We start from the raw sequence: 16,588 nt of genomic DNA, 5'->3' as shown, positions 1-16,588 counted from the left end.
GGTTATAGCGCTGATGGGAAGCCTTAAAAGTTCGATGAAACCAGCCACAAAAACTAAAACTGCCGGTCAGTCACAAGATGATGTCGTTTATTGCCACATCTTTGATGCCATTCTGGAACAACGTCTGCCACCGGCAACCAAGCTCAGCGAAGAAGCACTGGCTGAGATTTTTGGCGTAAGCCGCACTATCATCCGCCGTGCTCTGTTACGTCTGTCTCTGGAGCAGGTAGTTGTCATTCGCCCAAACCGCGGTGCAATGGTAGCCTCACCAACAGTAGATGAAGCAAGGCAAATCATCAAAGCCCGCGAAGTCATGGAACTTGCCATCACAGAACTGGCCGCCGAAAACGCCACCAAAGCTCAGATAGATGAATGCCGCAAGCTGGTCGCAAAAGAAAACAAAGCTTTTGAGCAGGGTGATTACGGCAGTGGTCTTCGCTTGTCTGGCGAGTTTCACATCAAGCTGGCTGAAATGGCAGAGAACGCACCATTACTGGCATTCCAACGCAGCCTGGTTTCTCAGACTTCACTGCTGATTGCCCAGTATGAAACCAGCAATCATTCAAACTGCTCGCAAGATGAACACAGTGCCCTGCTGAATGCCATCGAGTCCGGTGACAAGGAGAAGGCACTGGCTCTGATGCAGGAGCACCTGGATCATATCCGCTCGAAACTGAATCTGGATGGCCGTACAGCATCAAGCGACCTGCATGTGGTTTTCTCTAATGTACTGAAAAATCGCTGAGACTGAGATTTCCCCTTATCAAATCAAGCCACCTTTTTTGGTGGCTTGTTTTTTACAGCATCCTATCAGCCCCCCCTGACACAACTCTCGTAAACTTGCTCCCATCCAGTCTTTTCCTCATATTTACAACTTTTACCTACTCAAAACTGGTTACTTTCGTCCGCCATTTTCTGGGCTAGATTTGTGTCCCAACACAAATTTGAAACAAAATTGTATACAGTTATTGTATCCAAATTACTCAGAGACAGCAGAACATCCTCAAACTTCTATTGAGTGTATCAACAATAAAGATCTGCATTCAGCCCATTTCTTGGTTTTTCCACACCACCAAATGTTATCAACTTGTGAAAAATAAAGTTGACCAACAGGTCAGATTGACCAATTATTGACCCAAAGGTCAGAAAAAATCGAATTAGTGAGTCAATGTACAAGGAGGTCTCTTGATTACTTTTCTGCTCAATCAAGAAATCCGACAAGAAGAGAACTTGTCTCCCAATATGACCGTGCTGAATTATCTACGCACCGTCCAAAAGAAAACAGGTACAAAAGAAGGTTGTGGTTCAGGTGACTGTGGCGCCTGTACCGTTGTGTTAGGCGAACTGGTCGATGGTCGGCTGGAGTACCGTTCGGTCAACTCCTGCCTGACATTTGTATCAGCGCTGCACGGCAAGCAGCTAATCACCGTAGAAGATCTGCAAAACAAAGATAAATCCCTGCACCCGGTACAGCAGGCTATGGTCGAGTTTCACGGCTCGCAGTGCGGTTACTGCACCCCGGGTTTTATCATGTCAATGTTTGCGCTGAGCAAGAACAAGCCCGCCGCAGACAAAGCCGATGTCATGGAATCACTGGCCGGCAACCTGTGCCGTTGTACGGGTTACCGTCCAATTGTTGATGCCGCGTTGTCCCTGTCCTCCGATCAGCCATTGCGGGATCAGTTTGTAGAACTTGAGCGTGAAACCATTGCCAAGCTCAAAGCGATGCAAGCAACGCCTGCTTCCTTGACTGACGGGCGACTGAAAGCATTTTCTCCTCGCACGACCGAAGAACTGGCGAGCCTTTACCAGCAATACCCAGAGGCAAAACTGGTTGCCGGTGGCACAGATTTAGCGCTGGAGGTTACCCAGTTCCACCGCGAAATAGAGACGCTGATCAGCGTGAACCTGGTGCAGGACATGAAAGTCTGCGCTGAAACTGATGATGCATTGATCATTGGCGCTAACGTGCCGATCAGCGATGCTTATCAGCTTCTTGCTACGCATTACAGTGACTTTGGTGAATTGTTACATCGCTTTGCCTCTCTGCAGGTTCGTAACCAAGGCACACTGGGCGGCAATATTGCCAACGCCTCCCCCATTGGTGATGCACCACCGTTACTGCTGGCACTGGGAGCCAATATTAAACTGCGATGCGGCGCCAACACCCGAACCATTCCGCTGGAAGATTTTTTCATCAGTTACAAAGTGACTGCCCGTCAGACCAGTGAATTTATTGAACAGATCATCATTCCTAAGCCCGCAGCCAATACACAGTTCCGTGCTTATAAGCTGTCAAAACGTCTTGATGATGATATTTCTGCGGTTTGCGGTGCCTTTCAAATCACTATTCTGGACGGATCGGTTTCAGACGCCAGAATTGCCTTCGGTGGAATGGCCGCCATTCCCAAGCGAGCCAGTCACTGCGAGGCCAGCCTGACAGGTAAACCCTGGAACAGTGACACCATCAGCAAAGCCATGCAGGCACTGACTCAGGATTTCCAGCCGCTGTCTGATTTTCGGGCCAGCCAGGAGTACCGCACCCTGACAGCTGCCAACATGCTACGCCGGTATTTCATTGAGCAGCAGAACCAGGATAACCACATCGAAACAAGGGTAACGTCTTATGTCTAATGCGAATCACAACACCATGAGCCATGAAGAAATGGTCGCCATCGCGAAGCAGGATCTGAAAACCGGTGTCGGGAAAAGCGTGAAACATGACAGTGCCCCGAAGCAAGTAACCGGTGAAGCGATTTATATTGACGACCGACTGGAATTTCCAAATCAGCTGCACGTGTACGCGCGGCTGAGTACGCATGCCCACGCCAATATCACAAAGCTGGATGTTTCGCCTTGCTATGAGTTTGAAGGTGTTGCGATTGCAATTACCAGCAAAGATATTCCCGGTCAGCTGGATATCGGTGCCGTATTACCGGGCGATCCCCTACTGGCGGACGGAACAGTGGAATACTACGGTCAGCCAGTGCTGGCTGTGGCCGCCAATGATATGGAGACGGCCCGTAAAGCAGCGATGGCGGCAATTGTAGAGTACGAGCCGCTGCCCGCCATTTTGGATGTCAAAGACGCTCTGGCCAGAAAACATTTTGTCTCCGCTAGCCATCAGCAAAAGCGTGGGGATGCTGCCAGCGCGATTGCCGCGGCTAAGCATGTCATTGAAGGTGATCTGGACATTGGCGGTCAGGAACATTTCTATCTTGAAACCCAGGTCAGCAGTGTCATGCCAACCGAAGACGGTGGAATGATTGTCTATACCTCTACCCAGAATCCGACTGAAGTCCAGAAACTGGTCGCCGAAGTGCTCGGCGTTCCCATGCACAAGGTCGTCATCGACATGCGCCGCATGGGTGGCGGCTTTGGGGGGAAAGAAACCCAGGCGGCAGCACCGGCCTGTATGGCTGCAGTCATCGCCCACCTGACAGGACGCCCGACAAAAATGCGCCTGCCTCGTAACGAAGACATGACCATGACAGGTAAACGTCACCCGTTTTATAACCAGTACCGTATTGGTTTTGACGACAATGGTGTGATTCAAGGGGCGGAAATTACCGTATCCGGCAACTGCGGTTATTCGCCGGATTTATCCAATTCCATTGTTGACCGAGCCATGTTCCACTCAGATAACGCCTACTACCTGGGCAACGCCACAGTAACTGGCCATCGTTGTAAAACCAACACGGCCTCGAATACGGCGTACCGTGGTTTTGGCGGCCCGCAAGGCATGATGACGATTGAACACATCATGGATGAAATTGCTCGTTATCTGAAAAAAGATCCGCTGGAAGTACGCAAAGCCAATTACTACGGCGGTGAAGGTCGCAATGTCACCCATTATTATCAGACCGTGGAAGACAACTTTTTGCCGGAAATCACCGAGCAACTGGAACAGAACAGTGACTACCATCATCGCCGCCGCGAGATTGAAGCTTTCAATCGTACCAGCCCGATCCTGAAGAAGGGTCTGGCGATCACCCCGGTAAAATTTGGGATCTCATTTACGGCGACGTTTTTGAATCAGGCCGGTGCGCTGATCCACATCTACACCGATGGCAGTATCCACCTGAATCACGGCGGCACCGAAATGGGGCAAGGTCTGAACACCAAAGTGGCACAGATCGTCGCACAGGAATTTCAGGTTGACATTGATCGCAATCAGATCACCGCGACCAACACCGATAAGGTGCCGAATACCTCACCGACAGCGGCTTCATCCGGCACAGATCTCAACGGTAAGGCGGCTCAAAATGCAGCACAAAACATCAAGCAGCGCCTGATTGATTTTGCTGCCGGTCACTACAAAGTGACACCTGAAGAAGTCACGTTTAAAAACGGCATGGTGATCATTCGTGATGAAATAATCACCTTTGAGGCCTTTGTTCAGCAGGCTTATTTTAATCAGGTCTCGCTGTCTAGCACTGGTTTCTACCGTACCCCGAAAATTCACTATGACCATGAAAAAGCCCGTGGCCGCCCGTTTTACTATTACGCCTACGGCGCATCATGCTCAGAAGTGATCGTCGATACGCTGACCGGGGAATACAAGATCCTGAGGGTCGATATTCTTCATGATGTGGGGGCGTCCCTCAACCCAGCCATTGATATCGGCCAGATTGAAGGTGGTTTTGTTCAGGGGGCTGGCTGGCTGACCACGGAAGAGTTGGTCTGGAACCATGACGGACGCCTGATGACCAACGGCCCGGCCAGTTACAAAATTCCGGCCATTGCCGATATGCCGATCGATTTCCGTACCCATCTGCTGGAAAACCGCAGCAACCCGGAAGATACCGTCTTCCACTCCAAAGCCGTGGGTGAACCGCCCTTTATGCTGGGGATGTCGGTATGGAGTGCGCTGAAAGATGCCATTGCTTCCGTCGCTGTCAATGGAGCGATTTCGAAACTCAATACCCCCGCGACACCAGAGCGCGTGCTAATGGCTATTCAGGCTGTCAGCCAGGGGGCAACTGAGCCAAGCAACAAGGATGAAACCGTGGCGGCGTAACGGAGGAACATCACGATAGTGATTAACCGTGGGCATAACGTGACGTTACAAAAAGCCTCATACCGGAAATTCGCGCAACAGCAACAGCAACAGCAGTAAACAGACACAACAAGGGGAACACTATGTTTAAGGACAACTGGATTCACGAGCTGGCAAAATGTGAAGCGAACTGCGAGCCCTGTGTCATCGTCACGGTCTTGGAGGATCGCGGTTCCGTCCCTCGGGATGCCGGTACAAAAATGCTGGTGACCCGCGATCGGGTTATCGCGACCATTGGCGGCGGCCATCTTGAGCATGTCGCTACCCAACAGGCCCGTGAAATGCTGTTGGCTGATGCAAGCACCCTGAAAATTGAGCGCTTTAATTTAGGCGCTCGGCTGGGGCAATGTTGCGGCGGGATGGCGACACTAAGCTTCGAACCCATCGGCACGCAGGAAAAACACCTTGTGCTGTTTGGTGCCGGGCATGTCGCCAAAGCTTTAGTCGCGATACTGGCTACCCTGCCGTTTCGCATCACATGGATAGATTCACGCGCCGAAGAATTTCCGGAAACCTTACCTCACGGTGTCACAAAAGTCGTCAGCGATGATCCGGTTGGTGAGGTCAACCAGCAGCCGCCCAATAGCTACTACCTAGTCATGACACATAATCACCAACTAGACTTTGAGTTAGCAAAAGCGATTATCGACCGAGCCGACAGCCGCTATTTCGGCCTGATCGGCTCACTGACCAAACGTAAAAAATTCGACATGCGACTGGCTCAGCGTGGCTACACCCAGACACAGATTCACACCATGATCTGCCCTATCGGCATCAGCATGGTCAATGGTAAACATCCGGCTGAGATTGCCGTTTCTGTTGCCGGTGAACTGATCGCCCATTATCAGGGCCACCCACTTGAACAAAAACGCCCGCAGCCAGACAATGAATCTGAGTCAGTGAACGACGCTGGGCTGGAAGAAAAAATCGCCTAGCCCTTCCTTATGCAAGGAAGTAGAAGGAAAGACACATATGAACACCCATCGTAAGGCCTATCGAGCCAGTATTTTACACAGTCTTGCTGACCCCGCCGTTGTCGGGCAGGAAGCGTCTTACCAGTACTTTGATGACGGTATCCTGGTGGTGGAAAACGGCCACATCACCGACATTGGTGAAGCCGACGAAGTATTAGCAAGGCATCAGAACAATCTCAACGTAACCGAGTACCATAACAAGCTGATCACCGCTGGTTTCATCGACACGCACATTCACTACCCGCAAACGGGTATGATCGCGTCTTACGGTGAACAGCTGCTCGACTGGCTGGAAAACTACACATTTCCGGAAGAACGCCGATTTAAAAACCCGGTCTATGCCCTGAAAGTTGCCCGCCTGTTTTTTGATGAGCTGGCCCGCAACGGCACTACCACAGCACTGGTATTCGGGACCGTCCACAAATCGTCCGTCGATGTATTTTTTGAAGAGGCCGAAAAACGCAACTTGCGCATGATTGCCGGTAAAGTGCTGATGGACCGTAACGCGCCGGACTATTTAACCGATACGCCGGAATCAGGCTACGCCGACTCCAAAGCACTGATTGAGAAATGGCATAAACGTGGTCGCCTGCTGTATGCCGTTACGCCCCGGTTTGCACCAACCAGTACTGATGAACAACTGGCCATGGTCGGCAGACTGCTTAAAGAATACCCTGATGTTTACCTGCACACGCACCTGTCAGAAAACAAAAAAGAAATTGAGTGGGTACTGGAGCTATTTCCTGAACGGGAAAGTTACCTCGACGTTTACGATCACTATGGCTTACTGCACCAGCGGGCGGTGTTTGCTCACGGTATCCATCTTTCAGATTGTGAGTGCCAACGTCTCGCTGAAACCGATTCGGCCATCGCTTTCTGTCCGACGTCTAATTTGTTCCTTGGTTCGGGCTTATTCAACCTGCCAAAAATGGAAGCGTTTAAGATTAAAGTCGGAATGGGCACCGATGTCGGAGCCGGTACCAGCTTCTCACTGCTGCAGACCATGAGTGAAGCCTATAAGATCATGCAGTTACAACAGAAAAAACTGCATCCGTTCAAGTCATTGTATCTGGCGACACTGGGCGGAGCGCATGCTCTGAGCCTGGACGATAAGGTTGGCAATCTTGAGGTCGGTAAAGAGGCCGATTTTGTTGTTCTCGACCTCCATGCCACTCAGTTAATGCGCTTTAGAATGGAGCAGACAAAAACTCTGGAAGAAAAGCTGTTTGTTCTGATGAGTCTGGGCGGGGAACAGGCCGTGTACCAAACCTACATCTATGGCGATCTGGCCTATTCAGCCAATGCTGAAAAGACCAAACAAATCGCCAGCTAAGCACCGTGTTTTACCTCGGCGCTTCGTCTGTGTTCTCGTCTCCTTACCAGCGAAGCGCCACCTTCTGCAACCCAGCCAGCCAATATCCGTGTCCCTCATAAGGTCTAGGATTTAGGTATAGGCTGCGGCCTCAGAACCGTTTAACGTCACTCTCTTTGAAAACGATTGGTGTTCATTCAGCGAACGCCAACAACACTGAACGTAAAAAATCACAGGGCTTCTAAGACCGCGGTTTAACCACGAGCACTACACTTCCAGCACCACTTTGCCGATAGCTTTTTTCGACTCCAACCGTTCATGCCCTTTAGCCACATCCCAGATCGTGAAACGGGATTCATCCAGCAATGGTTTCAGCAACCCGCGATCAACCCAGACTGCGATCTGACGTAAGATCTCGCCATGACGAAATCGCTCAATGCCTTCAGTCATCGGAATTAGCATCAACACGCTGTGAAAACTCAGTCCTTTCAGCGCAACCGGTAAAGTATCGTTAACCGGCAGAATCGTCGCGACTTTGCCGTTAAAGCGCACGGCTTCAAAGCTATTTTGAATATGTTCGCCTGCGATGGTATCGAACACCGCATCAAACCCTTTTCCGTCAGTACACAACCCAACATAATCACTGACCGTCGTATCAGTAACATCAATCACGTAATCAGCACCCAGCGTCTGTGCATGATCGTATTTATGAGGACGAACCGTGGCCGCAACGGTTGCTCCCAGAGCCTTCCCGATTTGTACCGCAATATGCCCGACACCGCCTGTTGCACCGTGAACCAGCAGGGTTTCACCCGGCTGAATATTCATTTTTTCTACCAATGCTTCCCAGGCTGTAATGGCCACCAAAGGCAGAGCTGCTGCTTCTCGCATCGTCAGTGATGCCGGTTTTAGTGCAATCAGCGATTCATCCACCAGCATTTTTTCAGCCAGAGCGCCGTTCATGCCAGCGATACCGCCAGCACAGCCATACACCTCATCGCCAACTCTGAAACGGCTGTTTGGGCTGGTTTCAATCACCACACCGGCAAAATCACCGTGCAAAATTTCCGGCAAATTTTGCGACCAGGGTGTTTCCGAAGCGCGCAGCATCGTATCGATAGGGTTAACACTGGTTGCTCTGACTTCAACAATCACGTGTCCGTCAGTAATTATCGGATCCGGGCGATCTTGCTCTTCAAAAACAGTTACGTCACCCAGACGGGTAAGAATCATGGCTTTCATCGTTTACTCCTGTGGAGATTGCTCTTGAAAATGGCAATTGGAAATGGTTTCAGGAAAAGCTTTTAGGCACAGCTTCTGGAAACGGCTCCCTGCATTCTATGGATTGCCTGTGACGCAACAATATCTCTATAATCAAAACACTTTTGTCTTTTAAGCAAAACTGAATCCATGAGTTTATTTACCCGCCTAATGTACTTTAACTGTGTGGTTGAGCACGGCAGTATCTCGAAAGCCAGCCGTCAGTTCGATGTCCAACCTTCATCCATTTCCCGCCAGTTGGCTGCACTGGAAAATGATTTGGGGGTTCGACTGCTCGATCGGACAACGCGCAATGTCGGGTTGACCGAAGCCGGACAAACGTTTTACCAATATGCCAAACGCATTGTCAGTGAATTCGATGAAGCGCGGGAAGCTGTCAGTGATCTGCACCACAACCCGAGAGGTCAACTGAAAGTCAGTACCACAGTCGGTTTTGGCGAGAGTAAAATCTTGCCGCTGTTGCCACTGTTTCGAAAGCAGTATCCGGATATTGATGTGGCCATTGAACTGACAGAACGCGTGGTAGATATGATTGAGGAAAACGTCGATATCGCGATTCGCAGCGGTCACCTTCCGGACTCGAATCTGATCGCCAAGAAGCTGATGAACAACGATTTTATTCTGTGTGCCAGCCCCGGCTACCTGTCACACAGAGGAACACCTGAACACATTGATGATCTGGCCATTCACGACTGTATTTTGTATGGCTATAAAGGCTGGCACGACTGGTTCGTGATGAACAGCAAGCCGGTCAAACTGGATGTAAACGGCTACATGACCGTCGATTCAGTCAACGGGCAAAAACAGCTGATTCTGCATGGTGGCGGTATCGCCCTGATTCCATTCTGGGCGGTCGAGAAAGAGTTGGCTTCAAGTACGCTGGTGCAGGTTCTGGATAAACACACCTTCAGCCCCTGCGAACAACTGACCGCAACGTATGCGATTTATCAGCACCGTCATTTAGTCTCCAGCAAAATCCGGGCTTTTCTGGACTTTCTGTCCGGGCATTTTTGATGACTTCTACGAGTCCGCGACGTTGATACCACCTTCAGCCTTGCGCTGAAGAAGCGAGGAAACCCAGCAACAAACCAGCATTTACAGCAAAAGGCTCTGGAGCCATTTCGGCAACAGAGCCCGGCAGGAACATTTCATCCTTTGCTCTTTCTGGGAAATTGCCTTTATGCCCTCAAAACGATACAAATCCATGTACAAATAAAAAGGCACATAAAAATAAAACCACGCGAACATAAAAAGCCACATGTGTCTAAAAAAGCCATGCGTCAATAACGCATAGCTTTTTATATACGCCTAGCTTTTTATATCCGTATTGCTTTCGATGTTACTCCAGCACGCTGAATCAGGCACAGTCCTTCATGCTGCCACTTTGTTGGCCAGGAACAGGTTCCGCTGATGCCTGCAAAATTAAATCAGCACCTTTTTCCGCAACCATCATAACCGGAGCGTTGGTATTGCCGGAGGTGATATTCGGGAAAATAGACGCATCAACAACCCTCAATCCCTGAATACCATGCACTTTCAATTCATGATTTACCACCGCATCAACTTCGGTTGGCCCCATGGCACATGACCCACACAAGTGGTAAATCGAGCCACCATTTTCACGAAAATAGGCAATCATTGAGGCATCATCATGCACCAAACCGGCAGGCTTTACTTCTGAGTCGGACAAAGATTGCAGCGCAGGCGAACTCATTATGTTGCGAATCAGCTTGCTGCCCTGAATCACCTCTTGACGATCTTTTTCCGTGCTCAGGTATTTAGGCCTTATTACCGCAGCGTCTTCCGGGTTAGCCGATTTCAGCGCGATCTCTCCCCGACTGCTTGGGCGACAAGAGTTAAAGGCTACCAGAAAACCTGAATATGGATCAGGGACTAACTTCGCATTGGGATCTTTCGGAATCTCGTAAGACAATGGATTGAAGTACAGCTGAATATTCGGATGCTCTTCGTCTTCCCCACCTTTAAAGAATCCCCCCGCCTGATTTACACTGAGCGCCAGCGGCCCTCTGCGATTTAGCAAATACTGAACCCCGGCCTTTGCTTGTCCCCACCAGCTCGTCAGATCATCGTTAAGCGTTTTTTGGTTCGCGCGGTAAAAGAAGCTCACACACACGTGATCCTGCAGGTTCTGGCCGACTGCAGGCAATTCTTTAATAACGTTAATGCCCATAGTTTCTAATTGTTGGCGGTCACCAATGCCGGATAACATCAACAGCTTGGGAGAATCCACCGCCCCGGCAGCCAAGATAACTTCTTTTCGGGCATGAAACACTTTCCGCACGCCGCTGACGTCTACTTCAACCCCCGTTGCTCGCAAATGCCCATCAATGAGCACTTTACGTGTTTGGGTATGATGCGAAATAGTCAGGTTTGAACGTTTCTTTGCCGGTTCCAGGTAAGCGAAACTACTGGAATCTCGCATGCCGTTACGAATGTTAGTTTCGTAAATACCAGCACCTTCAAACTGCGCCCCATTGAAATCATCGTTTAACGGGTATCCCAGCTCTTCACATCCTTTCAGGTAATAATCGCAGATTTTATGCGCATCATGCTTCATCTGTGTGATACCAATCAGCCCTGTTGAGCTGTGATATTCAGTGTCACCCAATGGATGCTGCTCAAGTTTCTTAAAATAAGGCAGAACATCATCATAGCTCCACCCCGGATTGCCCTGTTGTGCCCAGTCATCATAGTCTTTGCGCTGACCACGAACATAGATCATGGCATTGATGGAGCCTGAGCCACCCTGTACCTTACCGCGTGGCGCATAGATTGACCGGCCAGCCATTTCCACTTCTGGCTCACTGTAGTACATGTAATTGTACTTAGGGTGATAATAGGTTTTGGCAAAACCAACCGGCAATTTAAACCAAGGATTGATATCTCTCCCCCCAGCTTCAATCAGCAAAACGGAGTGCTCCCCGGACTCACTCAGTCGGTTAGCAAGAATACATCCTGCCGAGCCTGCACCCACTATGATGTAATCGTACTGCTCCATATTCATTACTCCGGTTTCACTTTCCATGATGTTGAGGATTCTTGGGTGACATCGTAAGGTTTAGAATCCATCGATAAATGCAGTGCGCGCCCTTTGTATGGCGACATGGCTTTAACGACATCCATATTCAGCTCAACACCCAGCCCCGGTTTCTCTGATGGAATGATATAGCCCTTCTCCCAGCGAATGGGTTCCTGCAACACGTCGGCATGGAAACCGCCCCAGGTCATGATACTTTCCTGAATCAGGAAGTTAGGCGTTGCCGTCGCAAGCTGAATGCTGGCTGCGGCGCCTACCGGACCGTTATAAAGATGTGGCGCGATCTGGGCGTAATGCACCTCGGCCAACGCGGCGATTTTCTTCGCCTCCAGAATGCCACCCACACGCCCCAGATTCATTTGCAGGATTGAAGCGGAATGATTGCGCAAAACTTCATGGAATTCATATTTCGTTGTCAGACGCTCTCCGGTCGCAATGGGAATCGACGTTTTGGCGGCGACCCTAGCCATGGCCTCATGCTGACCCGGTGGCACAGGCTCTTCAAACCAGAGCGGGTCAAAAGGCTCAAGCCGCTTTGCAAGCCTGACCGCTGAAGAGACACACATCTGGCCGTGAGTGCCGAACAACAGATCACATTGATTGCCAACCGCTTCACGAATACGGGCACAGAATTGGGCGGACTTATCCATGGCCTCTAACGTCAGTTGATGACCGGAGTACGCGGAGTAAGGGCCTGCGGGATCAAATTTGAGTGCAGTGAACCCCTGCTCCATGTTTTTGATCGCACACTCTACGGCCAGATCTACGCTGTTGTAATCATATTCCCCACGCTTATTCTCCGGATAGAGATACGTATACGAACGCAGTTTGTCATGGACCTTTCCGCCAATCAGTTCATAGACAGGTTTCCCGGCGGCTTTACCTATGATGTCCCAGCACGCCATTTCCAGTCCGCTCACGACCCCCATCATGGTAAGGTCAGGCCTTTGCGTAAAGCCACTGGAGTAGGCTTCGCGATAGAAACGTTCAACATGGTGAGGATTGTGACCTTTCAGATATCGCTCAAAGACATCCTCAATCGCCATCTTCATCACTTCAGGATGGAAAGAGGCAGCGTAAACTTCACCGATCCCTTCAATGCCGCAATCTGTGCGGATTTGAACAAAAATCCAGTACATTCCACCAATATGAGGAGGTGGCGTCGCCACAATATGGGTTTCTAAATGTGTGACTTTCATAAATTAAGCTCCCTGCTTTGCATCAATCATTTGTTTCAATTTCATACAGGCAACCGCGCCAACAAAACCCATCACCGCGATATAGCCAAAATAGAGGTGGTAAACCGTCAATCCTTCGTAATTTTCTGCCAGGTAGCCGTTTAGCATGGGGAGGAATATATCCGGTGTATATGCAATCAGCGATATAACCCCAACAGCCAGACCGGTAACCTGTGGTGGCACTTCGCAGCCATCCAAAATGGCCCAGTACAGACCGCGGATTGCATAGGTCAACACACCAATAAACAGCACCAGCAACAGAAGGAAGAAGATACTTTGCATGCCGGGTAAGACAATCATCAGCAGCAAACCGCAAGATGAACCGACTAACGACACAGCAAGCACATTTTCAATGCGGTACCTGTCCCCAAGAAATCCGGCACCTATCCCGCCAATTGGACGCATCCATAACTTAGCCACAGTGATAAACCCGGCTGTCACGGCTGTGACCTCGTAACTTTGCTGCATGTAGGCTGAAAAGGAGTACGTTGCCCAGAACAGTTGGTAGCCACAAAAGATGACCCCGGCCACCAGCCACATTTCAGGAATTGACGCGAGAAACTTCAGGTTGCTCAGCAAATTGCCTTCGCGAACATTTTTTACTTCTTCGACTTCATTTTTGTTTTTGAAGAACAGGAAGATCACAACCGCCAGCGTCAGACAGGTATAGGCATACAGGTGAATAACCTGCTTTAAGGCCACAGTGGTGGAGTCACCATTGGTTTCAATCATATAGGCAAACAAACCCACGGCGATGGTGGCCAAAACTGCCTCAACCAGACCCCGTCCCCCATCAAGGATTCCAAAGAACCGGCCTTGTTCATTTTTACCGGCCAGCATTTTGACCCCTTTAATCAGTGATGCCCAAAAAGTAAGTCCGGCTGCCAGCCCCCAGCCTAAAAAGATGTAAGGCAAAACTGCTTTGGAAGGAATCGTGGCAAACCACAGGCCAAGTCCTCCTGTTGCTGCCATTGAAAAGGTAATAAGTAAACGTGGGGAAAACTTATCCGCCAGCCAACCGCTAGGCAGGTAGCACACCATGTACATCACGCCCAGAGCGGAGTAATAGCTACCAAGCTCTGAAATGGTGATATTGAACACCTCCAGAATAGAAACCTCGAAGTTTTGGCGCAGATACAACAGCGGGTAAATCGCTCCGCCCGCCAGTAACAGCAGAAGAAATTGAAAGTAGCGGCTAATGCGTTCTTTTTTGGATGTAGGAGTGCCTACAACGTTTTCTATCGTTGCATTTGACATGATTCAGTCCTTTTGTGTTTGCAGGCGCACTTTGTGTCTTTTTATCTGTCGTGCGCCTTTCCGGAGGTAAGCTAGCGATTAGTACTTCGCGATAACTAACCGTGTCTGGGTGTAGTCGAGCATTCCGTGCTTGCCGTCATCACCGCCCAGCCCCGAGCGCTTCCAGCCCTGGTGATACCCCTGATAGGGGTCGGCAGGAATCCGGTTAATGTAGAACTCACCGGCCTCGATGTTATTGGCAACTTTCATCGCATCGCGGTAATTCTCGGTATAGATGAGTGAGGCAAGACCAAACTGATGGTCATTGGCCAGTTCAATGGCTTCATCAATAGTTTTGTAAGTCAGAATTGGCAGCACAGGCCCAAAGATTTCTTCCTGTACGATTTCCATATCCTGACGGCACTGAGTCAGAATCGTAGGCGGGTAAAAATGCCCTTTTCCTTCAGGTATATAACCACCCGTCAGCAGATGCGCACCATCATCGATGGCACGTTCTACCATCTGATGAATATTCAGGCGAGCATTCTCATTCACTAACGGCCCCATGTTGGACGGCTTCAGAGAGCGGGCACCAAACGAGATACTTTCCATTTCCTGTTTCAGTCGCTGAATAAACTCAGCCTGAATAGATTCATGAACATATACACGTTCAACGGCAGTACATAGCTGTCCACAATTTGATGTTTTTGAAATCACAATCTCACGTGCCGCCTTCTCAAGATCAGCGTCAGGAGTAACAATTGCCGGAGTTTTCCCACCGAGCTCAAGTGACGATTTAGCGATGTTCACCTGAGAATATTCCAGCACTTTACGACCCGCCCCGACACTGCCGGTTAAAGTGATCATGCCCACTTTAGGATGTGTACACATGGTTTCTGCCGTGGTGTGATCCATGGTCAGGATGTTTACCACCCCAGCAGGGAGTTCCGCTTCCAAAATGGCCTGGGCAATGGCAAACGCTGAGCAGGGAGTATTATTGCTAGGTCTGACAACCACAGTGTTGCCTGTGATGAGTGCCGGCGCGATTTTACGCAGCAGCGTGTACACCGGGTAATTAAATGGAATGAGACAAGCAACCACCCCGATAGGCTCACGGTGCAACAACAGGTTTTCATCCGGTGTGTCGCTGGGAATAATTTCGCCTTCAATACGTCGAGCCCATTCTGCATGGTAGCGAGTGATATCCGCGGCATAGTGAGTTTCGTTTGTTGCATCTTCTACGCTTTTTCCTGACTCCAGCGCGAGAATCTGACCAATTTCGTCAGCCTTCTCCGCCAACTTATCCGCCAGTTTTTTTAAGTGTTCCCCTCTTTGGATACTCGTCAACTTACGCCAGGTCTTTTGTGCCTGGTTGGCAATGTTCACCGCTTCAAGCACATCGGCTGATGTTGCTGCCGTCACCTGAGCGATCGGCTCTTCGTTCTCAGGGTTGTACACCGTAATCAGATCACTGACGGATGTTTCCTGAAACTGATTGTTTACAAAGTTACGTTCCACTCGCATAAAGTCTCTCCAAGGTGTTTTCACGAATCTTATTGAGCTTTATATAAGTTGGTCAAATGTGAACAATGTAAAAGAATTATTTTTCCATATATGGAAAAGTATCTGTGACTTCATCTGAACTTACGGGACACAATCTCGATGCCACACACCCACTCTAAAGCCCCTGCTGTTGATGGCGCCATCCAGGTTTTGCAGCTGCTGGCACGCTCATCAAGCTCGTTAACCTTGTCTGAAATTGCAGAAGAGACGGGCCTGGCATATTCAACCACACACAGGCTGATTGACTCTCTTCTGCAACACAACATGATTAGTCTCGACCCGAGTACTAGGAAAAAATACTGCATGGGTGCCACCATCTTTCAGCTGGCTTCAACCGTTTTCAGCCGACAAGATTCCATATCGATTTTTCACCCTATTGCTGAAATTTTGAAGAATGAAACCTACCAGTCAGTGTATTTGAACATTGAAGTAGGCAGCAGAATTGTCGTGATTGCGAAAACCGAATCTTCGATGGCGAAAGTATCCAATGTCTATATAGGTACGACATTCCCTGTTCACGACGCGGCAGCAGGGAAAGCGATTCTCTCCACACGCGATGAAAAATATCAGCGAGAATACCTTTCTCACATATTGCCTAAAGGACTGGATCTCAACAAACGACTGAACATCAAAATAGAAGAACTGAAACAGGCATACCGACTGGGTTATGCCATCGCTGAAGGCGAGTCTGAAAATGATCTTAATTTTATTGCTGCACCGGTTTTAAGCCAAAACAATACAGCCATTGCAGCTATCAGTTTAGGCGTAAATAAAACTGACTTTACTAAGCAAAATATACGCATGTTGTCAGCACATTTAATTCAGGCAACCCGTCAACTTTCGTCTCGATTACAGTGACCTTCACCT

General features: G+C 49.5%; 12 protein-coding genes. 7 read left to right on the top strand and 5 right to left on the bottom strand.

All coding sequences use genetic code 11. The features are described from left to right. Positions 1–13 precede the first annotated feature (13 nt). The 5 genes from C9I92_RS09510 to guaD all read left to right on the top strand — a co-directional run bounded on the left by C9I92_RS09510 (position 14) and on the right by guaD (position 7,366). The gene (locus C9I92_RS09510) at positions 14–745 is read left to right on the top strand and encodes a GntR family transcriptional regulator (protein ID WP_047884535.1); all 732 of its coding nucleotides are present in this window, start codon (positions 14–16) and stop codon (positions 743–745) included. Between the two features lie 440 nt (positions 746–1,185). Beyond that, positions 1,186–2,634, top strand: a complete 1,449-nt coding sequence (gene xdhA, locus C9I92_RS09505) for a xanthine dehydrogenase small subunit (RefSeq protein WP_047884536.1) — start codon at positions 1,186–1,188, stop codon at positions 2,632–2,634. Next, positions 2,627–5,020 carry a xanthine dehydrogenase molybdopterin binding subunit gene (xdhB, locus tag C9I92_RS09500; RefSeq protein ID WP_047884537.1) on the top strand — a complete coding sequence of 798 codons (2,394 nt, stop codon included), beginning with the start codon at positions 2,627–2,629 and terminating at the stop codon, positions 5,018–5,020. The genes xdhA and xdhB overlap by 8 nt, the downstream gene beginning before the upstream one ends. A gap of 122 nt (positions 5,021–5,142) precedes the next feature. Next, entirely contained in the window at positions 5,143–5,994 is an 852-nt protein-coding gene (gene xdhC, locus C9I92_RS09495; RefSeq protein ID WP_047884538.1) for a xanthine dehydrogenase accessory protein XdhC, read from the top strand. A 37-nt stretch (positions 5,995–6,031) separates the two neighbouring features. After that, positions 6,032–7,366: a guanine deaminase gene (guaD, locus tag C9I92_RS09490; protein WP_047884539.1), complete on the top strand. Its 1,335-nt coding sequence runs from the start codon at positions 6,032–6,034 to the stop codon at positions 7,364–7,366. A 246-nt stretch (positions 7,367–7,612) separates the two neighbouring features. Here guaD and C9I92_RS09485 read toward each other — a convergent pair whose 3' ends face one another. Further along, positions 7,613–8,587, bottom strand: coding sequence for a zinc-dependent alcohol dehydrogenase family protein (locus tag C9I92_RS09485; RefSeq protein WP_047884540.1), 975 nt, complete (start codon positions 8,585–8,587; stop codon positions 7,613–7,615). A 168-nt stretch (positions 8,588–8,755) separates the two neighbouring features. Here C9I92_RS09485 and C9I92_RS09480 point away from each other — a divergent pair, with 168 nt between their 5' ends. Beyond that, on the top strand, positions 8,756–9,640 hold the full coding sequence (locus tag C9I92_RS09480; RefSeq protein WP_047884541.1) for a LysR family transcriptional regulator: 885 nt from the start codon (positions 8,756–8,758) through the stop codon (positions 9,638–9,640). A gap of 343 nt (positions 9,641–9,983) precedes the next feature. Here C9I92_RS09480 and C9I92_RS09475 read toward each other — a convergent pair whose 3' ends face one another. The 4 genes from C9I92_RS09475 to aldA form a co-directional block, all read right to left on the bottom strand. Further along, positions 9,984–11,672 carry a GMC family oxidoreductase gene (locus C9I92_RS09475; RefSeq protein ID WP_207104068.1) on the bottom strand — a complete coding sequence of 563 codons (1,689 nt, stop codon included), beginning with the start codon at positions 11,670–11,672 and terminating at the stop codon, positions 9,984–9,986. Further along, positions 11,651–12,883, bottom strand: a complete 1,233-nt coding sequence (locus C9I92_RS09470) for a mandelate racemase/muconate lactonizing enzyme family protein (protein WP_047884542.1) — start codon at positions 12,881–12,883, stop codon at positions 11,651–11,653. Before C9I92_RS09470 ends, C9I92_RS09475 begins: the two co-directional genes overlap by 22 nt. A gap of 3 nt (positions 12,884–12,886) precedes the next feature. Then, complete coding sequence (locus C9I92_RS09465) at positions 12,887–14,179, bottom strand: MFS transporter (protein ID WP_047884543.1); 1,293 nt, start codon at positions 14,177–14,179, stop codon at positions 12,887–12,889. Between the two features lie 78 nt (positions 14,180–14,257). Continuing rightward, positions 14,258–15,682, bottom strand: a complete 1,425-nt coding sequence (aldA, locus tag C9I92_RS09460) for an aldehyde dehydrogenase (RefSeq protein ID WP_047884544.1) — start codon at positions 15,680–15,682, stop codon at positions 14,258–14,260. A 138-nt stretch (positions 15,683–15,820) separates the two neighbouring features. Between aldA and C9I92_RS09455 the strand changes: the two genes are divergently transcribed. After that, the gene (locus tag C9I92_RS09455; RefSeq protein WP_047884545.1) at positions 15,821–16,579 is read left to right on the top strand and encodes an IclR family transcriptional regulator; all 759 of its coding nucleotides are present in this window, start codon (positions 15,821–15,823) and stop codon (positions 16,577–16,579) included. Positions 16,580–16,588 lie beyond the last annotated feature (9 nt).

The sequence above is a fragment of the Photobacterium ganghwense genome, from assembly GCF_003025595.1.
Lineage (GTDB): Bacteria > Pseudomonadota > Gammaproteobacteria > Enterobacterales > Vibrionaceae > Photobacterium > Photobacterium ganghwense.
Note: the sequence above shows the minus strand (reverse complement) of the source record. Positions and strands in the feature narration are given on the sequence as shown.